The organism is Enterococcus sp. DIV0176, from assembly GCF_050528535.1.
GTDB classification, from domain to species: Bacteria; Bacillota; Bacilli; order Lactobacillales; family Enterococcaceae; genus Enterococcus_B; species Enterococcus_B thailandicus.
This window is the reverse complement of record NZ_CP172879.1, coordinates 1,001,905-1,025,747: the sequence shown is the minus strand read 5'-3', so window position 1 is coordinate 1,025,747 and position 23,843 is coordinate 1,001,905. Positions and strand designations below refer to the sequence as shown.

General features: G+C 37.5%; 20 protein-coding genes. 2 read left to right on the top strand and 18 right to left on the bottom strand.

Annotated features, from left to right (window positions below; all coding sequences use genetic code 11):
* Nucleotides 1-79 precede the first annotated feature (79 nt).
* On the top strand, nucleotides 80-415 hold the full coding sequence (locus tag IGJ66_RS04945) for a helix-turn-helix domain-containing protein (RefSeq protein ID WP_075491094.1): 336 nt from the start codon (nucleotides 80-82) through the stop codon (nucleotides 413-415).
* A 149-nt stretch (nucleotides 416-564) separates the two neighbouring features.
* Here the strand turns inward: IGJ66_RS04945 and rbfA are convergent, their stop codons facing one another.
* From rbfA to rpsB, 15 genes are all read right to left on the bottom strand, one after another.
* Complete coding sequence (gene rbfA, locus IGJ66_RS04940) at nucleotides 565-912, bottom strand: 30S ribosome-binding factor RbfA (protein WP_067484229.1); 348 nt, start codon at nucleotides 910-912, stop codon at nucleotides 565-567.
* Between the two features lie 26 nt (nucleotides 913-938).
* On the bottom strand, nucleotides 939-3,185 hold the full coding sequence (gene infB / locus IGJ66_RS04935) for a translation initiation factor IF-2 (RefSeq protein WP_071868513.1): 2,247 nt from the start codon (nucleotides 3,183-3,185) through the stop codon (nucleotides 939-941).
* A gap of 12 nt (nucleotides 3,186-3,197) precedes the next feature.
* Nucleotides 3,198-3,509: a YlxQ-related RNA-binding protein gene (locus IGJ66_RS04930; protein WP_067484225.1), complete on the bottom strand. Its 312-nt coding sequence runs from the start codon at nucleotides 3,507-3,509 to the stop codon at nucleotides 3,198-3,200.
* Entirely contained in the window at nucleotides 3,506-3,799 is a 294-nt protein-coding gene (gene rnpM / locus IGJ66_RS04925; protein WP_067484224.1) for an RNase P modulator RnpM, read from the bottom strand. The genes IGJ66_RS04930 and rnpM overlap by 4 nt, the downstream gene beginning before the upstream one ends.
* A 19-nt stretch (nucleotides 3,800-3,818) precedes the next feature.
* Entirely contained in the window at nucleotides 3,819-5,015 is a 1,197-nt protein-coding gene (gene nusA / locus IGJ66_RS04920; protein ID WP_067484223.1) for a transcription termination factor NusA, read from the bottom strand.
* Nucleotides 5,016-5,036: 21 nt separating this feature from the next.
* Nucleotides 5,037-5,510 (bottom strand): ribosome maturation factor RimP, encoded by a 474-nt coding sequence (gene rimP, locus IGJ66_RS04915; protein ID WP_067484222.1) that lies wholly within the window; start codon nucleotides 5,508-5,510, stop codon nucleotides 5,037-5,039.
* A gap of 304 nt (nucleotides 5,511-5,814) precedes the next feature.
* A complete protein-coding gene (locus tag IGJ66_RS04910) occupies nucleotides 5,815-10,167 on the bottom strand; it encodes a PolC-type DNA polymerase III (RefSeq protein ID WP_095803544.1) in 4,353 nt (1,450 codons plus the stop codon).
* 141 nt (nucleotides 10,168-10,308) lie between these two features.
* A complete protein-coding gene (locus tag IGJ66_RS04905) occupies nucleotides 10,309-12,018 on the bottom strand; it encodes a proline--tRNA ligase (protein ID WP_067484220.1) in 1,710 nt (569 codons plus the stop codon).
* 66 nt (nucleotides 12,019-12,084) lie between these two features.
* Complete coding sequence (rseP, locus tag IGJ66_RS04900) at nucleotides 12,085-13,353, bottom strand: RIP metalloprotease RseP (protein ID WP_067484219.1); 1,269 nt, start codon at nucleotides 13,351-13,353, stop codon at nucleotides 12,085-12,087.
* Nucleotides 13,354-13,641: 288 nt separating this feature from the next.
* Nucleotides 13,642-14,442 carry a phosphatidate cytidylyltransferase gene (locus tag IGJ66_RS04895; RefSeq protein WP_067484217.1) on the bottom strand — a complete coding sequence of 267 codons (801 nt, stop codon included), beginning with the start codon at nucleotides 14,440-14,442 and terminating at the stop codon, nucleotides 13,642-13,644.
* The gene (locus IGJ66_RS04890) at nucleotides 14,439-15,251 is read right to left on the bottom strand and encodes an isoprenyl transferase (protein WP_067484215.1); all 813 of its coding nucleotides are present in this window, start codon (nucleotides 15,249-15,251) and stop codon (nucleotides 14,439-14,441) included. The genes IGJ66_RS04895 and IGJ66_RS04890 overlap by 4 nt, the downstream gene beginning before the upstream one ends.
* Before the next feature lie 191 nt (nucleotides 15,252-15,442).
* Nucleotides 15,443-16,000 carry a ribosome recycling factor gene (gene frr, locus IGJ66_RS04885; RefSeq protein WP_067484213.1) on the bottom strand — a complete coding sequence of 186 codons (558 nt, stop codon included), beginning with the start codon at nucleotides 15,998-16,000 and terminating at the stop codon, nucleotides 15,443-15,445.
* 2 nt (nucleotides 16,001-16,002) lie between these two features.
* The gene (pyrH, locus tag IGJ66_RS04880; protein WP_067484211.1) at nucleotides 16,003-16,725 is read right to left on the bottom strand and encodes a UMP kinase; all 723 of its coding nucleotides are present in this window, start codon (nucleotides 16,723-16,725) and stop codon (nucleotides 16,003-16,005) included.
* Nucleotides 16,726-16,862: 137 nt separating this feature from the next.
* Complete coding sequence (gene tsf / locus IGJ66_RS04875) at nucleotides 16,863-17,744, bottom strand: translation elongation factor Ts (RefSeq protein WP_067484209.1); 882 nt, start codon at nucleotides 17,742-17,744, stop codon at nucleotides 16,863-16,865.
* 100 nt (nucleotides 17,745-17,844) lie between these two features.
* On the bottom strand, nucleotides 17,845-18,627 hold the full coding sequence (rpsB, locus tag IGJ66_RS04870; protein ID WP_067484207.1) for a 30S ribosomal protein S2: 783 nt from the start codon (nucleotides 18,625-18,627) through the stop codon (nucleotides 17,845-17,847).
* Between the two features lie 357 nt (nucleotides 18,628-18,984).
* On the opposite strand from rpsB, the gene IGJ66_RS04865 reads away from it, so the two are divergent.
* Nucleotides 18,985-19,455, top strand: a complete 471-nt coding sequence (locus IGJ66_RS04865) for an arginine repressor (protein WP_067484205.1) — start codon at nucleotides 18,985-18,987, stop codon at nucleotides 19,453-19,455.
* A 94-nt stretch (nucleotides 19,456-19,549) separates the two neighbouring features.
* On the opposite strand, the gene argS is transcribed toward IGJ66_RS04865, so the two are convergent.
* From argS to argF, 3 genes are all read right to left on the bottom strand, one after another.
* Nucleotides 19,550-21,241, bottom strand: a complete 1,692-nt coding sequence (argS, locus tag IGJ66_RS04860) for an arginine--tRNA ligase (protein ID WP_067484203.1) — start codon at nucleotides 21,239-21,241, stop codon at nucleotides 19,550-19,552.
* 442 nt (nucleotides 21,242-21,683) lie between these two features.
* Nucleotides 21,684-22,631 carry a carbamate kinase gene (gene arcC / locus IGJ66_RS04855; protein ID WP_067484201.1) on the bottom strand — a complete coding sequence of 316 codons (948 nt, stop codon included), beginning with the start codon at nucleotides 22,629-22,631 and terminating at the stop codon, nucleotides 21,684-21,686.
* A 101-nt stretch (nucleotides 22,632-22,732) separates the two neighbouring features.
* The gene (argF, locus tag IGJ66_RS04850) at nucleotides 22,733-23,752 is read right to left on the bottom strand and encodes an ornithine carbamoyltransferase (protein ID WP_067484199.1); all 1,020 of its coding nucleotides are present in this window, start codon (nucleotides 23,750-23,752) and stop codon (nucleotides 22,733-22,735) included.
* Between the last annotated feature and the right edge of the window lie 91 nt (nucleotides 23,753-23,843).

Genomic DNA, 23,843 nt, shown 5'->3' with positions numbered 1-23,843 from the left:
ATTAACATCACTTGTTATATAAATCAACATATTTTAACATTTGATGTTAACTTTTTTTCTTGACGAAAGGAAGATTGTTATGACAACGTTAGAGAGGATAAAAGGTTTAGCAAAAAAACAGGGAAAATCATTAAATAAAATTGAAGAAGATCTAGGTTATGGGAAAAATGTCCTATACAGACTTAAAAACTCAAATCCATCGACAGAACGATTGCAAGAAATTGCAGATTACTTTGACGTTAGCGTTGATTATCTTTTGGATAGGGAGGAAAAAAAAAATATGTCTAACGCATCGTTAACATCCGATGACCTCAATAAACTTTTAGATAATGTAAAAAGCTTCGATGGGAAACCTATAACTGAAAATGATAAAGAAGCTGTACGCATATTTTTAGAAGGAAGATTGAGTAAGTAAGAGATTTTTTTTATGGAAAAAGTAAGTAAAAGAGCTACTCGTTAGCCATGGAATTGAGCCTATCGTGATGGAATTAGAAAGATGAACGAGGAAGAAAAAAACAAAAAAGAGTAACAAAACCTGATATACCAGGTTTGTTACTCTTTTTTTTAGTCCTTATTCAAATTACGCAACAGCTCGTCGATATGGTTACCATAGCCGACAGACTCATCTAATTCAAAGATTAGCTCAGGTGTCTTGTAAATGCTTAGGTTATGACCTAATTCACGACGAATGAGCCCACTTGCTTTACTCAAACCTTCTTGAGCTTTTTTCTTATCTGAAGCAAGATCAGATAAGATGCTGTAATAGATGGTTGCTTGTTGCAAATCACCTGTTACATGTACATCCGTGATCGTTACGTTTTCAACACGTGGATCACGAACCTTTTTACGTAAAATATCATTGACCTCTTTTAAAATTTCTTGACCGACTCGACGGTCACGATAGTTAGCCATAATGAGCGGCCTCCTTTATTTTTTTATTAGTCGTTTTTAACTTCTTCCATAATGAAGCCTTCAATGATGTCATCAACTTTGATGTCATTGAATTTTTCAATCATTGCGCCACATTCAAATCCCATTTTAACTTCTTTCACGTCATCTTTAAAACGTTTCAAGCTAGCTAATTGGCCTTCATAGATAACGATTCCGTCACGAATGACACGAACACCACTATCTCTACGAATAAATCCTTCAGTCACGTATGCACCAGCAATCGTTCCAACTTTTGAAACTTTGAAGGTTTCACGAATGATCATTTGACCAGTGATTTTTTCTTCAAATTCAGGATCAAGCATCCCTTTCATTGCTGTTTCGATTTCTTCGATTGCCTTATAAATGATTCGGTGTAAACGAATGTCTACTTCTTCCGAATCAGCTTGGCTCTTCGCTTGTGGTGTAGGACGAACGTTAAACCCGATGATGATTGCGTTACTTGCAGCAGCTAAGGTAACGTCACTTTCATTGATTGCACCAACAGCAGCATGCACGATTTTCACGCGAACGCCTTCGACATCAATTTTATTCAATGAAGCAGCTAAAGCTTCGGCAGAACCTTGTACGTCAGCTTTGATAATAACATTAACTTCTTTCAATTCGCCTTCTTTAAGACTTTCGAACAAGTTATCTAATGTTACACGGCTTGTAGCGGCACGGTGTTCAACAACTGCACGTTTGGCACGTTCTTCACCAGCTGCACGAGCTGTTTTTTCATCTTCAAAGACAACAAAGTGATCCCCAGCTTGTGGTACATCGTTCAATCCAGTGATTTCAACTGGTGTTGCTGGACCCGCATCTTTTTCACGTCGACCTAAGTCGCTGACCATCACACGAACACGTCCGTAAGTATTGCCGACAACGATTGGGTCTCCTACATGTAATGTTCCTTGTTGAACAAGTAAAGTAGTGATTGGTCCCTTACCTTTGTCTAAACGTGCTTCGATAACTGTACCGATTGCGCGTTGTGTTGGATCAGCTTTCAAGTCTTCTACTTCAGAAACTAATAGAATCATTTCTAATAGTTCTTCAATATTTTGACCAAATTTCGCTGAAATTTCAACGAAGATCGTATCTCCGCCCCACGCTTCAGGAATAAGTTCGTATTCACTTAATTCTTGCATAACGTGTTGTGGATTTGCGCCTGGTTTATCAATTTTGTTTACAGCAACGATGATTGGAACATTCGCAGCTTTCGCATGGTTGATGGCTTCAACCGTTTGTGGCATTACACCATCATCAGCAGCAACAACCAAGATTGTAATATCTGTGATACTTGCCCCACGAGCACGCATACTTGTAAAGGCCGCGTGACCTGGTGTATCCAAGAAAGTAATTGGTTTACCGTCGATGTCAATTTGGTAAGCACCGATATGCTGAGTGATTCCACCTGCTTCATCATTTGTTACACGTGAGTGACGCAAAGTATCTAATAAAGTTGTTTTACCATGGTCAACGTGTCCCATAATTGTGACAACCGGTGGACGTGAAACTAGATTTTCTTCATTCAATTCTTCTGGTTCAAAGAATTTGTCTAAATCTGCAATATCCACTTGTACTTTTTCTTGTGGTTCCATACCATAATCTGTTGCTAACAACTCGATTGTATCTTTATCAAGTGCTTGGTTTTGATTGACCATGACACCTAGCATAAATAGTTTTTTGATGATTTCTGCTGGTTCACGGTGAATTTTTTTCGCAATATCTGCAACGTTCATGCCTTCTGTATACTCTAGAACTTCTGGTAGTTCACGGAATTTACGTGGTGGCACAGCTGGTTTGTTTGACGTTTGTTGTTTCCCTTTTTTCCCTTTTTTGTTAAAACGATTGCGGTTATTATTGTTGAATTTTCCGCGATTGTTATTGTTGTTACGATTTTGATTTCCGCCTTGACGGTTTTGGTTATTTTGGTTGGATGATTTATTTTGTCCTTGATTCACTTGACCGCTCCCTTGACCGCGATCTTGATAGTTGCGGTTATTTTTATTTTTTTGTTGTGTTACATTTTTTGTATTTTCTTGAGTTTTATCATTTGGCTTTTGATTGACGGGTTTCTGGTTTGGCTTTTGTACAACTGGGTTTTTGAAAGCTTGCTGCAATTTATTCTCATCTTCGCGATTTAAAGTTCCCATATGGTTCTTTACGTCGATCCCTAAATTTTGGGCTTTTTCGACAATCACTTTACTTGATTGATTGAGCTCTTTTGCTAATTCATAGACTCTTTTTTTTCCCATGTAATCACCTTCCTAACCTTCAATTAGCTCCTTGATTTTTTTCGCAAACCCTGCATCTAAGACACCGAAGACTTTTCGTGGTTTTCCAATCATTTGCGTAATTTCAGCTTCTGAAAATAGCTCAAAACAAGGAACTTTGTAATAGGAACTTTTGTCTTTGATCTTTTTTCTTGTGTTATCACTAGCGTCAGTCGCAACAAACACTACTTTTGCCTTTTGGCGACGAATATCTGCAATGGTTAACTCTTCACCGGTTACTAACTTCCCAGCACGCATCGCAAGACCTAGTAAATTCATGACTTTTTGTCGATTTACTGTGTTCATTTTCCGAAAAGCTCTTTTCGGGCTTTCTGGTGCGTAACATAATCTAATAGTTCTTGATAAAATTCATCTGTTAGTTTTACATCGAGAACTCGATCGAGGATTTGCTTATCCCAAGCTTTTTGCACTTCTTCCGGCTCAATTGAGACATACGCTCCTCGTCCAGGCATTTTTCCAGTAGGATCAATTGAAACTTCCCCTTCTTTTGAACGGGTCACTCGAATCATTTCTTTTTTCGGTTTCATTTCACCCGAAACCACGGATTTGCGTAAAGGAATTTTCCTTTGTTTCATCTCGTTTGCCTCCTTACAATTAAGCTTCTTGATCTGTTGTCTCAGTTGTTTCAGTTTCTTCAAAAGCCATTGTTTCGTATTCATCAGCTGTTAGGTCTGATTCAACGATTGCTTCATCATGAAGCTCTTCAACTACTTCTTCTGAAACTTCTTCTTTTTGTGCTTGTTTTTCATAAAACTCAGCCATATCTGATTCAGATTTGATGTCGATTTTATGATTTGTTAATTTTGCAGCTAAGCGAGCGTTTTGCCCACGTTTACCGATTGCTAAAGATAATTGATAATCAGGTACCACTACTGTACAAGCTTTCGCATTTGTTTCGTCAAAAATGACATCCATTACTTGAGCTGGGTTCAATGCGTTCGCAATAAAAATTGCTGGATCTTCGTTCCATTCAACGATATCCATGTTTTCACCTTTTAGTTCGTTTACAATTGCTTGAACACGTTGGCCTTTAGGTCCTACGCACGTTCCAACAGCATCGATATTTGCATCATTTGAGCGAACAGCAACTTTGGAACGGTCCCCTGCTTCACGAGCAATGCTTACGATTTCAACTAATCCATCGTAAACTTCAGGTACTTCTTGTTCAAATAAGCGACGCAATAAGTCTGGATGACTACGGCTTACAAAAACTTGAGGACCTTTTGATGTGTTTTCAACACGTGAAACGTAGACTTTGATTCGGTCATGTGGTTGATAAAATTCGTTTGGCATTTGGTCTTGTTTAGACAAAACTGCTTCGATTTTACCTAAATTCACATAGATATAACGTTTATCCTGGCGCTCAACGATTCCTTGCATGATGTCTTTTTCGTATTCGCTGAATTCGTTATAAATAATTGTTCTTTCCGCTTCACGGACACGTTGCAAAATTACTTGTTTTGCTGTTTGTGCAGCAATTCGACCAAAGTCTTTAGGTGTAACTTCAAAACGGATTGTATCCCCTAATTCATATGCTGGGTTAATCAAAAGTGCGTCTTTTAACGATACTTCTAACTGAGAATCCATTACTTCTTCTGTAACTTCTTTCACCGCATAAACATGGATATTTCCTTTTTTCTGATCAAACTCTACTTCTACATTTTGGGCTTGTCCATAGTGACGTTTATAAGCAGAAACTAAAGCAGCTTCCAAAGCGTCGATCACGATTTCTTTTGAGATACCTTTTTCAGCTTCTAAAGCATCTAACGCGTTCAACATTTCTTTACTCATTATTTTGATTCCTCTCCGTAATTAAAATTGAATAGCTAAGCGAGCTTTCGCAATATTTTTACGTTCAATGGTTAGTTCCTTTTCGCGTGTTTTAATGCGAATTTTTAACGTTAGTTGCTCAGCATCAAATGATTGAAGAAAACCCTCGTATTGTTTTTCTCCATCAACAGGTTGATATAAAGACACATGGACGTAATCGCCTAGTGCTTTTTCATAATCTGCTTCTTTTTTCAATGGACGTTCTGCTCCAGGAGATGACACCTCTAGGAAATAGGCTTGAGGAATCGGATCTGGGTCTGCAGCATCTAGCTTCTCACTTAATTTTTCACTGACATAGACACATTCATCGATGTCAATTCCGCCTTCTTTGTCAATGAATACTCGTAAAAACCAGTTTTTGCCTTCTTTTGTAAACTCTACTTCTACAAGTTCAAAATTTTGTTCATCTAAAATCGGGGTCACCATTTCTGTGACTGTTTCAACGACGCTACTCAAAAATTTCGCCTCCTTAAAATTGGCTACGTAATTCCATTAAAAAGAGTGAGCGAAAATTCCGCTCACTCACAATTAGTATCATTACCAATGAAAACTATATCACAAATTTCATAAAATGACAAGTTTGCTGGTTATTTATTGCTTTCTTCAGCAACTCGATTCGTTTAAAATAAAGGCTTGCTAAATTTTTTTCTTTTTTGATTCATTTTTATTTCTTCATAAAAATTTTTCTCGTAAAAAAAATAAAGGCACCAACGATTAAACGTTGATGCCTCTTGTCTACCCTCTTGTTAAGAAAAATTGCCTATAACATATCAAACAATGATAATTGATTTTCATCTGGTAAATCTTTTAATACACCATTGTCGTCCATGTATTCAATCAATGTTTTAGAAACTTTTCCTCGTGTTGCTAAGTCTTCTTTCGATAAGAATGGACCATTTTTTCTTGCTTCTACGATTTGATTTGCCACGTTGGCTCCCAAACTAGGAACTGCGCGGAATGGTGCAATCAATGTATCACCATCAATCACGAAATTTGTAGCATCTGACTTATATAAATCAATCATTCCAAAATCATAGCCACGTTCCAGCATTTCATTTGCTAATTCAAGTACAGTTAACTGATTTTTTTCTTTCACTGAAGCCTCTAATCCCTTATCAGTGATTTCTTTCATCGCTTCTTTGACAGCTTCTTTTCCTTTACACATCGCAACTAAATTAAAGTCATCAGCACGAACAGAAAAATAAGCACAGTAATAAAGAATTGGAAAATAAACTTTAAAATATGCTACCCGTAAAGCCATCAACACGTAAGCTGCCGCATGGGCTTTCGGGAACATGTACTTGATTTTTGAACAAGAATCAATATACCAATCTGGCACGTTGTTTTCTTTCATTGCTGTCAAATACGTTTCTCTTAAATCATCAGGAATCTTCGTCCATAAACCTTTACGAACAGTTTCCATGATTTTAAATGCCATCCCACTATCTAAACCGGCATGGATCAAATAAACCATGATGTCATCCCGACAACCAATTACTTCAGCCAAGGTTGCATCCCCACGGCGAATCAGTTCTTCTGCATTTCCTAGCCAAACGTCCGTCCCATGAGATAGTCCAGAAATCTGTAACAACTCAGCAAATGTTGTTGGATGTGTTTCTTCAAGCATACCTCGAACAAAACGCGTTCCAAATTCAGGAATTCCTAAAGTACCCGTTTTTGAAAAAATCTGATCTTTATCGACGCCTAATACCTCTGGGCCGGCAAAAATCCGCATAACTTCCGGGTCATCTGTTGGAATTGTTTGTGGGTCAATTCCAGATAAATCTTGCAGCATCCGAATCACGGTCGGATCATCGTGTCCAAGAATATCAAGTTTCAATACGTTATCGTGAATGGAGTGGAAATCAAAGTGAGTTGTTTTCCATTCAGAGTTCTGGTCATCTGCCGGATACTGAATCGGTGTAAAATCATAAACATCCATGTAATCAGGGATTACAATAATCCCCCCTGGATGCTGTCCAGTTGTTCGTTTAACCCCAGTTGCGCCCTTAGCTAAACGATCGACCTCAGCACTACGAAATTGTAAATTGTGGTCGCGTTCATACCCTTTTACAAATCCATATGCCGTTTTGTCTGCGACCGTTCCGATGGTTCCAGCTCGGTAGACATATTCCTCACCAAATAAAACTTTCGTGTAGTTATGTGCTTCTGCTTGATAGTCACCTGAGAAGTTCAGATCAATATCGGGGACCTTATCACCATGAAAACCTAGGAATGTTTCAAATGGAATATCATGACCATCTTTATTTAAGCGCGCACCGCATTTTGGACATTTTTTTTCTGGCATATCAAAACCAGAACCATACGTGCCATCTTCAAAAAATTCCGAATACTGACAGTTAGGACAATAATAATGTGGCGCTAATGGATTAACTTCTGTGATTCCTGTCATGGTCGCTACAAAACTTGAACCAACAGATCCACGGGAACCAACCAAGTAACCATCTTCATTACTTTTATGCACAAGCTTTTGAGCAATCAAATAAATAACTGAAAACCCATTTCCGTTGATTGAGTTCAATTCTTTTTCCAAACGTTTTTGAATAATTTCTGGTAAAGGATCGCCGTACAATTCTTTCGCACGATTATAACTCAATTCGGTGATTTCATCTTCTGATCCAGGAATTTTTGGTGTATATAATTCATCTTTAACAGGGACGATTTCTTCACAGCTATCCGCAATTTTATTGGTGTTATCAACAACGATTTCTTTGGCAAGTTCTGCTCCCAAAAAGTTGAATGCCGTTAACATTTCATCCGTTGTTCTGAAATGAACATCTGGCAAACTATGACGGTTAAGGGGGTTTGCTCCACCCATCGAGTTGATCAAGATTTTTCGATAAATGCCATCTTCTTCATTTAAATAATGGACATCACCCGTAGCAACGACAACTTTATCTAACTTTTTACCAATATTGACTAGATTTCGAATGATTTCTTCTAAATCGTGTTCATTTTTCACTAATTCTTGCTCCAATAAAGGAGCGTAGACTGCTTTTGGCATAACTTCGATATAATCATAAAACTTCGCACGATTTTCTGCTTCTTCGACCCCTTTTTGCATCATTGCTTCAAAAATTTCACCTTTATCACAAGCAGAGCCAACCAAGAGATTTTCTCTAAATTTTTTCAACTGTGAACGAGGAATCCGGGGAACCCGCTCAAAATAATTGATATTTGACATTGAAATCAACTTGAACAAATCTTTTAGACCAGCTTGATTCTTCGCCAAAAGAGTTGCATGAAACGGTCTAGCTCGTTTATAAGAGTCGCCTTCACCAACATGATCGTTTAACTGATCGTGATAAAACATCTCATGATTTTCCATTGCCTCTTTGACAAAAATCCAGGCTAAATGACCTGTTGCCTCTGCATCAAAAATGGCGCGGTGATGTTGTTCTAAACTGACACCGAATTTTTTAGTCAATACACCTAACCCAAAACGTTTAAATTGAGGATATAAATAGCGTGCTAATTCTAACGTGTCAATAACAGGATTTTTTGCTTCTGGAATTCCGTAACGTGCATAACTTGTATTTAAGAAACCCATATCGAACGTCGCATTGTGGGCAACTAAGATTGAGCCTTCAGAAAATTCAAGAAACATTCTTAAAACTTCTTCTTCAGATTTTGAGCCGCGGACCATTTCATCTGTGATACCTGTTAAGTCCACCGTTGTTCTTGATAAACGATGACCGGGATCAATAAATTCATCAAAGCTTTCAATGACGTTTCCTTTATGCATCTTGACTGCAGCCAATTCAATAATCGTATCATATACAGCTGATAGACCAGTCGTTTCCACGTCAAAAACCACATAGGTCGCATCATTCAAAGAATCATGTGTATCATTATAAGCAATTGGAACACCGTCATCGACAACGTTTGCTTCTACGCCATATAAAATCTTGACTCCAGCCTTTTTCCCAGCGCTATGTGCTTCAGGAAACGATTGGGCTCCGCCGTGATCTGTAATAGCAATCGCTTTATGTCCCCATTTACCTGCTTGCGCAACAAAATCAGAGATACTATTCGTCGCATCCATCGTACTCATATTACTGTGTAAATGTAGTTCGACCCGCTTTTCCCCTTCAGGAGCGTAGTCTTTACGCGGTGCATGTTTAACTTCAACAATATCTTGCGCATTCATTACCAAATCACGCACAAATGTATCTTCTTGAATACTTCCGCGAACTTTTAGCCAGCTTCCCTTACTAATTGCATCGAAAACTTGTTCATCTTTTTCACCATTCGAGAACTTTTTGACAATGAAAGAAGAGGTATAGTCTGTGATTTTCAACGTCAAAATTTTCCGTTTGGAGCGTAATTCACGAACTTCTTTATCAAATACATACCCTTCCAAAATTACGCGGCGCTCTTCTTCAACGATGTCAATCATCGGTGTAACAGGGTCATCTGTTGGAATATTACGTCCAAGTTGAATTGGTCCTTCCAGAGCAGGTGCTTGTTCTTTCTTTTCTTTTTTCTTTTGTTCATGAACAAGGAGACTTTCTGCCGCTTGCTTCATGAAGGCTTCTGCTTGCTCTTGCTTACGTTCTTCAAAAAGTTCCAGCACGCGAGCCGCTTGCTCTTCATCGACTTCAGGTTCGATATGAAATTTAGGAAAGCCATAACTAAGATAAAGTTCTTCTACCAAAGGCAAATATTGTTGCTTCAAATAGGAAATGGCTCCTGTTTTATCCACTGGCAACACAATTTTTCTTTCTTTTAAAATTGGAACTTGTGTTTTTAAGACTTGTTGGACTAATGGTGTATCACATTGTTGACTTTCTAAAGCTTGTGCCCAGTAATCTTGTAACAATCGTTCGTCAAATGTTTGATCTTTTGCTTTGATTATCAATTTGACCTGTGCGATTTCATTAAATGCTATTGTCAAATGTTGTAGGAATGAACGATAAAGCATGATTGGCAATATTTGAGAAAAATGAAGCGTAAATTCCCATAAACGTGATTTACGGTGCACAACAACACGTTCCATTTCGCCAGTAGAAATTAACGGATGATTTTTTTCTTCATCTTCTAGTTGAATTTGTTCTAACAGTTTTGCAAACAAATCTCGTTTTTCTGACAAAAAAATACGCCCTTTCTAGTTTATTTGTTTTGAGACAAATAATTTTTTTCAATACTATTTAGTATACTCGTTTTTCTTTTGATTTACATTAAAAAAATTCGAGAAAGACTTTGTCTCTCTCGAATTTCGAGGTTATTTGAATTATTCGCCTTGGTTTAAAAGAATTGGTAAAGTATTCGCAAGCTCTTCTTTGCGTACTTCCACCATTTCACCAGTCTTCTTGATTTTTACTTCAACGATTCCATCGACTGCTTTCTTACCAACCGTAATTCGAATTGGGCAACCAATCAAATCTGAATCTGCAAACTTAACTCCTGCACGTTCATTACGATCGTCAACTAATACTTCGTAGCCTGCTGCCATCATTGCTTGCTCAACTTCATTTGTTAAGTTTGTTTGATAGTCATCTTTTAAATTCATTTGAACAACATGTAGATCATAAGGAGCGATTCCTTTAGGCCAATTGATGCCATTTTCATCTGCATTTTGTTCAACGATTGCTGAAAGTAATCGGCTCACACCGATACCGTAACAACCCATAATCACAAATTTTTCACGGCCATTTTCGTCTAACACAGTTGCACCCATTGATTCACTATAACGAGTACCTAGTTTGAAAATGTGCCCAATTTCAATTCCTCTTGTAAATGCAAGAACACCATTATTATCTGGTGAAGGATCACCTTCTTGAACAAAACGTAAATCTTCATAAGAAAGAACAGAAAAATCGCGTTCTGGATTTACATTGATGTAATGGAAGCCAGTTTCATTTGCTCCAGCAATCGCATTTGCTAAATCTTGGACATGGCGATCTGCATAAACTTTTACTTCGTCCGCTAAGTTCACTGGACCAACAGAACCAAAATCAGCACCAAGATATTTTTGTGCATCTTCTTCTGCTGCTTCTTCTAAGAAATCAGCGCCTAAGAAGTTTTTCAATTTGACGTCATTGACTTCATGATCGCCACGAATCAATACCAATACAGGTTCTTCATCTGCAATGAATAAAACAGATTTGATGATTTTTTGTGGTTCTACATCAAAGAAACCTGCAACTTCTTCAATCGTTTTGACATCAGGTGTTGCTACTTTTTCTAATTCCAATTGTGTTTCATGTGACTTTTTAGGAACATAGTAGCTTGTTGCCATTTCCAAATTAGCTGCGTAGTCACTTTCTGTTGAATAACAAATCGTGTCTTCACCGATTTCAGAGATTGCCATAAATTCTTTGGAGTCTTTTCCGCCCATTGCGCCACCGTCTCCGATAATTGCACGGAAATCTAAACCACAACGTTTGAAAATCTCAGTATAAGCTTTTTCATAATCTTTATATGTTTCGTCTAAACTTTCTTCTGAAGCGTGGAAAGAATATGCATCTTTCATAATGAATTCCCGACCACGTAACAAGCCAAAACGAGGACGTTTTTCGTCACGATATTTTGATTGAATTTGATACAAGTTTAATGGCAATTTTTTGTATGAATTGATTTCATTACGAATCAATTCTGTAAATGTTTCTTCATGAGTTGGTCCCAAAATCATTTTACGATCATTGCGGTCATTCAAACGGTATAAGTTTGGACCATAAGTATCATAACGACCAGATTCTTGCCAAAGTTCTGCTGGAAGAATTGCGGGCATCAACATTTCAACTGCCCCAATTTTTTCAAATTCTTCACGCATGATTGTTTTCAATTTTTCTAACACACGATTTGCCAATGGCAAGTAAGAATAGATACCGGCAGATACTTGACGAACATAGCCAGCTCGCAATAGCATTTGATGACTTAGTACTTCAGCATCATTTGGTACTTCCCTCAGTGTTGGAATCAACATCTTTGATTGTCTCATTTTATATACTCCTTTAATCCTCAAAATAGTTATCGCTTGTTATTATACCCTATTTGTCAACTCTATTTAAAAAAAGAATCGTTGAATATCATTCCATGTCACTAAAACCATCAATAGCATCAAGAAACCAAACCCAATCAAAGTTAAGATTCCTTCTTTTTCTTGACTCAATGGTTTGCCACGTACACCTTCAATGACATTTAATACCAACTTACCGCCATCAAGTGCTGGAATTGGCAATAGATTCACAATCCCTAAGTTCATTGAAAGCATCGCCATTAGCCCAATAACAGTCATCATTCCTTGACTAGCTGCTTCAGAAGATAATTGGAACATCATCACTGGACCGCCTAGTTTATTCAAACTAAATCCTGTAAATAGTGATCCCAGCGCTTTGAAGATTTCTAATGAACTACTGAAAGCTTGTTTCGTTCCACCAACGATTTTATCAATAAAACCAGTTTTCATCGGTGCTTGTATACCAAGCTGTCCAACTTTTTGCCCATTTGATTCTACTGATTTAGGTGTCACTTCAATGTCTTGAACTTTTCCATCACGTTGAACTTCAAAATTCAATTTTTTTCCAGGGTTTGCAGTAATTTGACTTGTTAAATCAGTCCACGACGTGATTTTTTTATCATTAATACTTAGGATATGGTCATTTTCCTTTAAGCCAGCTACCTCGGCTGCACCATCAGGAAGTACTGCACCAATTTGATTCGTATTTGTTACCTGAATGCCTCCTTGCATGAATGCAAGCACAATGAACAAAAAAATCGCTAAAATAAAGTTATTCATCGGTCCAGCAAAGTTAGTTAACATACGTTGCCATAATTTTGCTGATTGAAACTGAACATCTCTTGGTGCAATTCGAATTTCTGTTCCATCTGCCTCAATAATTGTGGCATCATGATCTACTGGGTAAGTCACAGCCTCCGTATCATCGCCGTTAACAAAAGCTGTAATTGTCAGCTCGTCCTCTAGATCGTAACGAACAAGTTCCACTGGAATTCCATTCGTTAGTTGAACTTTTTTACTTAAGTTGATTTTCTCTACGATACCATCAGAATTGAGTGAAAGCGATAGTGGCATTCCTGGGGCCATCTCTGTCTCATCATCGCCGTTGCCTGCCATTCTTACATAACCACCAATCGGTAATAACCGAAGTGTATATGTCGTTCCATCTTTAGCTTGATGTCCATAAATTTTTGGACCCATACCAATTGCAAATTCTCGGACTAGGATTCCTGATCGTTTCGCAAAGAAGAAATGACCAAATTCGTGGACAATAACCAAAATACCAAAAACGATGATAAAAGTTAGAATCGTTTTCATAGTTTGCTTCTCCTTTATTTTTTTCTAGCATTTTTCTAATTTTTGTGAAGATAAACAACATAATTTTACCACAGTCTGACACAGACACCAATAGCTACCTTTAGGAAAACAAAAAAGAGCAGTGGCAACACCCACTACTCTTTTCATCATTTCAAAACAAAAATTTTTGATCCATCCAAAAGTGATTTTGGCTTTCTACTTTAAAATAAGTCTAAATTTCTCAAAAATTTAGAAAAGAATTTCCGACAGTTTATTTATTGAAGCTGAGTACTTCTTCTCACAAACTTTTTAAATCACACCAAATAATTGCATGATAGGAAATACAAATAATAGACTATCGAAACGGTCTAAAATTCCACCGTGACCTGGTAAAATATTTCCAGAATCTTTTACATCGTAATGACGTTTGATTGCTGATTCAACTAAATCACCAAATTGTCCAACAATTGAGAAGACAATTGTTAACAACAACATTACTAGTGTTCCATAATTGAAGTATTCCTTACCTGGGAATAACAAGAGATAAATCAATGCCACAACGATTGCACTTGCGATACCACCCAAAGCTCCTTCAATTGTTTTATTTGGTGAAATTGCTGGGATCAGTTTATGTTGACCAAAGCGACGACCAAACATATAGGCACCGATATCTGTTGCCCAGACAATGAATAGCCCAAATAATAACACAACTAAGCCTTCCGTTCGCGCATTCACGAAATTCTGGAATCCCATACCCACATACAAACTTACGACAACTGGAAATCCAGCTTCATCAATGGTATACGTATTTTTTGATACAACACTTGTTCCCAATAAAATCATTACAACAAAATAAAAAAGCGTAAATGTATTTGTATTTTCTGGTAAAAAGAAAAACCAACGTTCTTTTGGTAACACCAGAAAAACTGCACCTATTGCTGATAAGATTCCCTCAAAACTTAATAGCGTTAATCCTTTCATGCGAAACAGTTCGTAGACACCTACAACCGCTAGTAACGCCCCTAACAACTCAACAGCCATGCCGCCAACCCAAATGATTGGAATGAACAAGATTAAAGCTACGACAGCTGTGATCACTCGTTGTCTCATGATTGATCCTCCTCATTTTTATCCGATTTTTTAACGCCGCCAAAGCGACGGTCACGATTTTGATAAGAAGCAATTGCTTCCTTCAAATGATTGCCATCAAAATCTGGCCACAATGCTTTTGTAAAATAAAGCTCACTATAAGCAATTTGCCATAACAAGAAATTACTGATTCTTTCTTCCCCACTCGTCCGAATAACTAGTTCAGGATCACGAAGTTCATTCGGCAAGAAACCTGTCATCAAGTGATCAGCAATTTTTTCTTCGTCAATTGCTTCAACAGCTAATTCTTGATTACTGATTTCAGCCGCAATCTCTTTTACTGCCGTCACGATTTCCGCTCGGCTTCCATAATTCAACGCAAAATTCAACACCATTCCAGTGTTTTCTTTTGTCTGTTCAATTGCTCGGCGGACAGCATCTTGCGTGTGACTTGGAAGTACGTTTTCGTAACCCATTACGTGAACTTTTACATTCTCCTTGATAAGTTCTGGTACGAATGTGTCGAAAAAATCAACAGGCAACTGCATCAAAAAATTGACTTCATCTTTTGGTCGTTTCCAGTTTTCAGTCGAAAACGCATAAAGAGTCAATACTTTCACACCTAAACCTGATGCTACTTTTGTTACTTTTTTTACAGTTTCCATGCCTTCTTTGTGTCCTGCAACTCGAGGTAATCGGCGATTTTGTGCCCAACGACCGTTGCCATCCATAATGATGGCAACGTGTTGAGGAATCTTTCCCTCGGAGTTAAATTGAAACTCACTTTTTTCTTGAATATACTTGTTTTTTTGCGGAAAAAAACGTAACATTCTTTTTCCTCCTATGCTTAAAAATTCCCACTATCTTACACATTATAGCAATATCTCTTTGTATTTCCTATGAAATCATGATCTTTTCCAAAAAATTTGTTTGTTTTTTTGAAAATTTTTAAGTTTCCACCAAAAAAGGAGTAGCAAAATCAGTACTGATTTTGCTACTCCTTTTGAAAAAGCTAGGAAGATTAAACTTCTAATAATTCTTTTTCTTTTTCGCCAGCGATTTTATCTAGTTCTTTAATGCTGTCATCAGTCAAAGCTTGAACATCTTTTTCTAGTCCGCGCAAGTCATCTTCCGTAATGTCACCATTTTTTTGTTGTTTTTTGTATGCATCCATTGCATCACGACGAATATTACGAATAGCGATTTTTGCATTTTCAGACTCTTTTTTTACATCTTTCGCTAATTCTTTACGACGTTCTTCCGTTAATTGTGGAATAACTAAACGGATAACATTTCCATCATTCGTTGGGCTGATACCGATATCACTTGCCATGATTGCCTTCTCCACATCTTGAAGAATACTTTTATCAAAAGGCGTGATCATCAATACACGTGCTTCTGGAATTTGGATTGATGCCATTTGGTTCAATGGTGTTGGTGCACCGTAGTAATTAACTGTGATTCGGTCTAATAAACTTGCATTCGCGCGCCCAGCACGGATTTGTCCAAGTTCACGTTGTAAACTTTGCGCTGCTTTTTCCATTCTCTCTTTTGCTTCTGCCATAATTGCATCTGCCATTTTTATTTCCCCCTTACGGTAGTTCCAATATTTTCACCTAAAATTGCTCGGCGAATATTTCCATGTTCATTTAGATTGAAGACAACTAATGGGATATCATTATCCATACTTAATGAGCTTGCTGTTGAATCCATTACTTGCAATCCTTTAGCAATAACTTCCAAGTGAGTTAGTTCTTCAAACTTAACTGCATTTGCATCAATTTTTGGATCTGCAGAATAAACACCGTCTACATTGTTTTTAGCCATTAAAATAACATCAGCACCAATTTCAGCTGCGCGCAACGCTGCTGTTGTGTCTGTTGAGAAGTAAGGATTACCTGTACCACCAGCAAAAATAACAATTCTGCCTTTTTCTAAATGACGTTCTGCTTTACGACGAATGTATGGTTCTGCGATTTGACGCATTTCGATCGAAGTTTGTACACGTGTCGGTACACCAACGTTTTCTAATGTATCTTGTAAGGCTAAAGCGTTCATAACAGTCGCTAACATGCCCATGTAATCAGCTTGTGCACGTTCCATACCCATTTGAGCACCCGTTTGTCCGCGCCAGATGTTTCCGCCTCCTACAACGATTGCCATTTCAACGCCTAACTCGTGGACTTCTTTGATTTCTTGAATAATTTCTTTAATGACTGGAGGTTTAATCCCAAATCCTTCATCTCCAGCTAAAGCTTCACCACTTAATTTTAAGACTACACGTTGATATTTTGGTGTGACCATGTTCATTCCTCCAATGTTTTCTATTGCCATTTTACCATAATTAGTTGATTTAGCCATTAAATGCTTACATTTTTTGGCATTTGCCTAAAAAAAGGGAGCGCACAATAGTGTGCGTTCCCATCTGTTATTCAACAGAATTATTTTTTCACTTGGCTCATAACTTCTTCTACAAAGTTATCTTCACGTTTTTCGATACCTTCGCCAACTTCAAAACGAACAAATGATTGAACAGTTGCGCCTTTAGAAGCTACAAATTTTTCAACAGTCATGTCAGGATCTTTAACGAAAGGTTGGTCAACCAAAGCGATTTCTGCTTTGAATTTCTTCAAGCGGCCTTCCACCATTTTGTCAACGATGTTAGCAGGTTTACCTTCGTTTAGTGCTTGTTCAGTTAGAACAGTTTTTTCATGTTCTAATTCTTCAGCAGGAATTTGTGATTCGTTTACATAACGAGGATTGATAGCAGCAACGTGCATAGCAACGTCACGAGCAACTGAATCATCAGTTGTGCCATCTAAAACTGTCAATACAGCGATACGTCCACCCATGTGTAAGTAACCACCGAATGCAGCGTTATCTTCTTTTTCAACTACTTCAAAACGACGGAAGCTGATTTTTTCACCGATAACTTGTGTAGCTTCGATTAATTCAGATTCAATTGTGCCTTTTTCAGTTTTGATTTGCATTGCAGCTTCCATGTCAGCTGGTTTGTGTTCAGCAACTAATTCTGCAATTTCTTTTACTAAGTCTTGGAACATTTCGTTTTTAGAAACGAAGTCAGTTTCTGAGTTAACTTCAACGATTGCTGCAGTGTTCCCTTTAACAGCAACTGCTGCTAAACCTTCAGCTGCAATACGGTCATTTTTCTTAGCTGCTTTAGCCATTCCTTTTTCGCGTAAAAGATCAACTGCTTTTTCAATATCGCCTTCTACTTCTACTAATGCTTTTTTCGCATCCATCATACCTACGCCAGTCATGTCGCGTAGTTCTTTTACCATTTTAGCTGTAACGTCTGCCATTTTATAGTCCTCCTAAGTAGTGTTTTTCTTTAAAAAAAGCTGTTTCAAAGGAGAGTGAGGCTTGTCGCCTAGCCTTTGAAACAGCTCCATCATTCAAAAATTATTCTGCTGAAGAGTTGTCGCCTTCAACGACATCAACGATTTCTTCGATTGATGTTGCATTGTTTTCTGCTACAAAATCTTCTTCAACCACTTGGTCTTCACCTTGGTTTCCTTCGATAAATGCATCAGCCATTTTTGAAGTGATCAATTTAACGGCACGAATTGCATCGTCGTTTGAAGGGATTACTACGTCGATTTCATCTGGATCGCAGTTTGTATCAACCATAGCTACGATTGGGATATTTAATTTATGAGCTTCTTGAACAGCAATACGTTCTTTACGAGGGTCAACGATGTACATTACATCTGGGATTCTTGGCATATCAGCGATACCACCTAAGAATTTTTCAAGACGTTCGCGCTCTTTGTTCAAACCAGCAACTTCTTTTTTAGGTAGAACTTCAAAAGTTCCATCAGCTTCCATTGCATTGATTTGTTTCAAGCGGCTAATACGTTTTTGGATTGTATCCCAGTTAGTTAAAGTTCCACCTAACCAACGGTGGTTTACAAAGTATTGACCTGCACGAGTTGCTTCTTCTTTGATTGCTTCTTGTGCTTGTTTTTTAGTACCTACGAATAATGCTACGCCGCCTTCTTCAGCAACGTTTTTCATGTAGTCATAAGCTGCATCTACTAATTTAACTGTTTTTTGTAAGTCAATAATGTAGATACCGTTTCTTTCTGTGAAGATATATTTCTTCATTTTTGGGTTCCAGCGACGTGTTTGGTGACCAAAGTGTACGCCGGCTTCTAGTAATTGTTTCATAGAAATTACTGCCATTTTGTGTTTCCTCCAATTAGGTTTTTTATTTTCCTCTTCTTGTCTTCAAACTTGCCAGCAAACTTTTGCAAGCACCTACTGACAATCCAACAAAAATGTGGATTTATTGATGCAAAAAGCATCCTTAGTTATTATACAGATAAATTTTACCTATAGCAATAAGAAAAAGAGTTTTCTGCTCAACATTCATTAGTTTAACGGAACAATTTGTTTTTTTCAAGTAAAATTCTTATTTTCACTTGAATTTTCTGTTCACCATCTTCTCTAACTCTTTTGATTCAAAAAAGAAAATGCGGGTGGGCAATTTTAACTTTTTTTGTTATGATACGGATGAAATCTTTTGTAAAGGAGAAAACGATGCGAAAAGCCGACCGACATTTATTGATTAAACAAATTATTGAAGAGTTTCCCATTCGAACACAAGAAGATTTATTAACTAGATTAGGTGACTATCAGGTAACTGCAACGCAAGCAACAATTTCTCGCGACATCCGTGATTTGAAAATCGTTAAGGTACCTGATGCTGATGGTCTTCCCCGTTTTGTTTTATTTCATGGTGAAGACGATGACGAAACAAAAAATGAAGAAGAACAACGCTTAATTCGGATGATTGAAGAAATCGTACTAAAAGTCGAACGTGTCCACTTTTTGACAATTATCGGTACTTTACCAGACAATGCGCATTTATTTGCTTCCATTTTAGATGATATCAAGCCACCACACATGCTCAGCACGATTGCCGGATTTGACACGGTCATCGTCCTTTCTGAATCAGAAGAAGATGCAAAAAAAATTGAACTGTATTTTAAAGAGCACTTATTACATTGATAACTATAAAATAAAAAAAGCAACAGACTTCAAACTTTTCATTTGAGTCTGCTGCTTTTTATTTTTGTCTTTAACTAAACGGAATCCGTTTCAATTACATTTTGTCTGGTGCGTGTAAACCAAGTAAACGTAAATCTTCTTTTAATAGAACAGCTACTGCATAAACTAATGCTAAACGAGATTCTTTTTGACCATCATCAGCCAAAATCTTTGTATGTGCATAGTATTTGTTAAATGCTTGAGCTAATTTGATTGCATGTTTTGCAATAATTGAAGGCTCATATTTTTCACCAGCAGATAAAACAGTTTCTGGATATTTTTGAACCAACTTGATTACTTCCCAACTGCTATCATCATTTAGTGCATAATGTGCATCAGCTGATGGAACAAAGTTTGCTTTTTCTAGCAAGCTCATTGCACGAGCATGTGTGTATTGAACGTACGGACCTGTTTCACCTTCGAAACGTACAACCTCTTCTAAGTTGAAGTCAAATGTATTCAAACGATCATTTTTCAAATCATGGAAAATTACTGCACCAACCCCAACTTGTTTGGCAACAATGTCTTTGTTTTCCAAGTCTGGATTTTTTTCACTGATTTGTTCTTTTGCAGAATCGATTGCTTCGTTTAATACTTCTTCAAGTAAAACGATTTTCCCTTTACGTGTTGATAATTTTTTACCACCTTGAGTGATCAAGCCAAATGGGATGTGGTGCATTTCATCTGACCAGTCAAAACCAAGTTCTTTCAAGACAGCTTTTAATTGTTTGAAGTGATAACTTTGTTCATTCCCAACAACATATAGTGATTGGGCAAAATCATACGTACGTTTGCGGTAAAGTGCCGCAGCTAAGTCACGAGTGATATACAGTGTCGCGCCATCTGATTTTTTGATCAAAGCAGGATTTAAATCGTAACTAGCTAAATCAACGATTTCTGCACCTTTGTCTTCTTTTAATAGGTGTTTTTCTTCTAAAAGTTCAACGACTTCGTCCATCTTATCGTTATAGAATGCCTCACCGTTCAATGAATCAAAACGAACTTCTAATAAATCATAGATTTTATTGAATTCTTTCATTGATTCATCACGGAACCATTGCCATAATTCAATAGCTTCTGTGTCGCCTTCTTCTAAGCGTTTAAACCATGAACGTGCTTCATCATTTAATTCTGGCTCAGTTTCAGCTACTTCATGGAACTTCACGTAAAGACGCAATAATTCATTGATTGGCTCAGCTTTGACTGCTTCTTCTGACCCCCACTTTTTATAGGCAACGATCAATTTACCAAATTGAGTTCCCCAGTCACCTAAGTGATTGATTCGAATGGGTTGATACCCAATTTTTTCTAAAATAAACCCAATGGAGTTTCCAATAACTGTTGAACGTAGATGTCCCATTGAGATTGGTTTTGCAATATTTGGTGAGGACATGTCGATTGGTACTGTACCTTGATTGCCAATTGTGCTATCACCATAATGTGCTTGTTGTTCAACTACTGCTTCAAGTACAGCTTGACTGATTGCTTCTTTGTTCATAAAGAAGTTTAAATAAGGTCCAACAACTTCAATTTTTTCAAAGTTTTCTGGTGCAATTTTTTCAGCTAAATCTGCTGCAATCTGTTGTGGTGCTTTACGGTAGATTTTCGCCAATGAAAAAGCTGGAAAAGCGACGTCACCATGATCCGCTGATTTTGGATTTTCTAATAATTGTTGTACTTGTTCAAGTGTCAAGTCGTCTTTCACTACATCATAAACGGCTTTTGCAACTAAGTCTTTGTTATTCATCTAAGTTCCTCCTAAATTTTCCATGATTGTTGAAGACAATAAAAAAAGTCCCTAGCAATCACAATCACTGTGATTACTAGAGACGAGATTACCCGCGGTACCACTCCAGTTGTCTTATACATCAAGACCTACTCAATCTGCTATCGGTAGATGACCGTCCGCTTTGATTAACTCAAAGACAGAAATTCTCCAAGTGCGCTTCGTTGTGTCTTCTTCATTCGGCTCCCACCAATCATCCGAACTCGCTCAGCAAGAATCAGCACAAGTACTCTCTTGTTCAACAAATCATAAAAGTATTAAACTGCTTTGAATTATAGCAGAAAAAAACATTTCTGGCTAGCTCCTTTATAAAAAAAACTGCCCAGATGGTCTAAAGGAGAAGAAACTCCATCTGGGCAAGAATAGCTATAAATCATTTCGTTTACACGAAAGACTTAACAAATTAATCAGCAACAACAATCGTTCCTTCTTCAGAAGCTAGTAAGTTTTCAATGTTTTCTAAAGAAGTGATGATTGCTTTTGCATTTGGTCGAGCTTCTACAAATTGAATAGCTGCTTCAACTTTTGGCAGCATGCTACCAGGAGCAAATTGATCTTCACTGATATATTGTTTCATTTCTGAAATAGTTACAGTTTCCAATTTCTTTTGGTCCGGTTTTTGATAGTTCACATAAACATTGTCCACACCAGTTAAAACAATCAATAAATCGGCATCAATGATTTCTGCCAATTTTTCTGAAGCAAAGTCTTTATCGATTACCGCTTCGCGACCTTCTAAACCAGTGGCTGTTTCAACTACCGGAATACCACCGCCACCAACAGAAACAGTAACTACGCCTTGATCAACCAATGCTTCAATTACACGTGCTTCTTTGATTGAAATTGGTTTTGGCGAAGCAACTACTTTACGCCAACCACGACCAGCATCTTCCTTAAACGTTACGTTTGAATCTGCTTTCATTTGTGCAGTAGCTTCCTCTTCTGAATAGAACGGACCAATTGGTTTTGTTGGGTTTTTGAAAGACGGATCGTTTTCATCTACGATAACTTGCGTGACTAAAGATACAACATCTTTATCAATTCCTTTTTGTTTCAATACTTCACCCATTGCATTTTGTAACCAATAACCAATAGAACCTTCAGTCATTGCAACACAAGTGTCTAATGGCATCGCTGGTGTTTTTTCAGAATCAGCTGCTTGTTGTTGGATCAATAAGTTACCGACTTGTGGACCATTCCCATGAGAAATAATCAACTCGTCACCTTGTTCAATAAATTTTACTAAGTATTTTGCTGTTTCCATCAATGCTTCTTGTTGTGCTTTTGCACTTGCATCAGTTGATAAAATTGCGTTACCGCCTAAAGCGACAACAACTTTTCGATTTGCCATATTATTCGCCCTTTCTTCAGACAATGTTAATCAATGACAAAACGAGGCAGCAAGTACTTGCGTCCTCTGCCTCGTTTTGTACATGAGATGAATGTGGTTTATTAAACGCGAGGGATAAACAAGTTGCCTAATGTTGCAGCCATAATTGCTTTAATTGAGTGCATACGGTTTTCAGCTTGTTCAAATTGACGTGCATATTTGCTGCGGAAGACTTCATCAGTTACTTCCATTTCAGTAATACCGAAGCGTTCTTTCATTTGTTCACCATACACAGTGTTTGTGTCATGGAATGCTGGTAAGCAATGCAAGAAGATCAAGCGATCTGTGTTATGTGTTTTTTCAACCATTTCCATGTTGATTTGGTAAGGTTTCAACAATTTGATACGTTCTTCAAATTTGTCTTCTTCACCCATTGATACCCATACGTCTGAATAAAGTACGTCAACGCCGTCAACACCTTTATCAACATCGTCAGTAATCATTAGTTTTGCACCTGATTTAGCTGCAAAGCCTTCTGCTAATTTCACGATTTCTTCTTCTGGTTGTAGTTCTTTTGGTGCAACGATACGCATATTTGTTCCTAGAATAGCACCAGTTACTAATAATGAGTTTGCCATGTTGTTACGGCCATCACCACAGTAAGCAACAGTGATTCCTTCAACTTTTCCGAAGTTTTCTTGGATGGTTAAGAAATCGGCGATCATTTGTGTTGGATGCCATTCGTCAGTTAAACCATTCCAAACTGGAACACCTGAGAATTCAGCAAGTTCTTCAACCATTTTTTGGCTGAAGCCACGGAATTCAATACCGTCAAACATACTACCCAAGACTTTAGCTGTATCTTCTGTTGATTCTTTTTTACCTAATTGGATATCATTTGCACCTAAGTATTCTGGATGAGCGCCTAAGTCAACAGCTGCAGTTGTAAAAGCTGCACGTGTACGTGTAGAAGTTTTTTCAAATAATAAGGCAATGTTTTTGCCTTCTAAATAATGATGTGGAATTCCACGTTTTTTCAAATCTTTTAAATGTTGAGAGAAATCAATTAAATATTGTAACTCTTCTTTAGTAAAATCTTTTTCTGCTAATAAGCTTCTTCCTTGAAATACTGATTCTTTCATAATAAAACATTCTCCTTTAGTTTGTTTTTATAATTTAAGACGGAATTTCATTGATTTAAGAGGAAATTCCAGCGACAGCTGACAGTAGAGT

Excerpts from the sequence above, each read along its gene's own strand:
- pyrH (WP_067484211.1), bottom strand. The coding sequence starts at position 16,725 with ATGGTCACACCAAAATATCAACGTGTAGTCTTAAAATTAAGTGGTGAA.
- infB (WP_071868513.1), bottom strand. The coding sequence starts at position 3,185 with ATGGGAAAAAAAAGAGTCTATGAATTAGCAAAAGAGCTCAATCAATCA.
- IGJ66_RS04905 (WP_067484220.1), bottom strand. The coding sequence starts at position 12,018 with ATGAGACAATCAAAGATGTTGATTCCAACACTGAGGGAAGTACCAAAT.
- rpsB (WP_067484207.1), bottom strand. The coding sequence starts at position 18,627 with ATGGCAGTAATTTCTATGAAACAATTACTAGAAGCCGGCGTACACTTT.
- IGJ66_RS04890 (WP_067484215.1), bottom strand. The coding sequence starts at position 15,251 with ATGTTACGTTTTTTTCCGCAAAAAAACAAGTATATTCAAGAAAAAAGT.
- IGJ66_RS04930 (WP_067484225.1), bottom strand. The coding sequence starts at position 3,509 with ATGAACACAGTAAATCGACAAAAAGTCATGAATTTACTAGGTCTTGCG.
- IGJ66_RS04865 (WP_067484205.1), top strand. The coding sequence starts at position 18,985 with ATGCGAAAAGCCGACCGACATTTATTGATTAAACAAATTATTGAAGAG.
- tsf (WP_067484209.1), bottom strand. The coding sequence starts at position 17,744 with ATGGCAGACGTTACAGCTAAAATGGTAAAAGAACTACGCGACATGACT.
- rseP (WP_067484219.1), bottom strand. The coding sequence starts at position 13,353 with ATGAAAACGATTCTAACTTTTATCATCGTTTTTGGTATTTTGGTTATT.
- frr (WP_067484213.1), bottom strand. The coding sequence starts at position 16,000 with ATGGCAGATGCAATTATGGCAGAAGCAAAAGAGAGAATGGAAAAAGCA.
- IGJ66_RS04945 (WP_075491094.1), top strand. The coding sequence starts at position 80 with ATGACAACGTTAGAGAGGATAAAAGGTTTAGCAAAAAAACAGGGAAAA.
- IGJ66_RS04895 (WP_067484217.1), bottom strand. The coding sequence starts at position 14,442 with ATGAGACAACGAGTGATCACAGCTGTCGTAGCTTTAATCTTGTTCATT.
- argF (WP_067484199.1), bottom strand. The coding sequence starts at position 23,752 with ATGAAAGAATCAGTATTTCAAGGAAGAAGCTTATTAGCAGAAAAAGAT.
- rbfA (WP_067484229.1), bottom strand. The coding sequence starts at position 912 with ATGGCTAACTATCGTGACCGTCGAGTCGGTCAAGAAATTTTAAAAGAG.
- rnpM (WP_067484224.1), bottom strand. The coding sequence starts at position 3,799 with ATGAAACAAAGGAAAATTCCTTTACGCAAATCCGTGGTTTCGGGTGAA.
- argS (WP_067484203.1), bottom strand. The coding sequence starts at position 21,241 with ATGAATAACAAAGACTTAGTTGCAAAAGCCGTTTATGATGTAGTGAAA.
- arcC (WP_067484201.1), bottom strand. The coding sequence starts at position 22,631 with ATGGCAAATCGAAAAGTTGTTGTCGCTTTAGGCGGTAACGCAATTTTA.
- nusA (WP_067484223.1), bottom strand. The coding sequence starts at position 5,015 with ATGAGTAAAGAAATGTTGAACGCGTTAGATGCTTTAGAAGCTGAAAAA.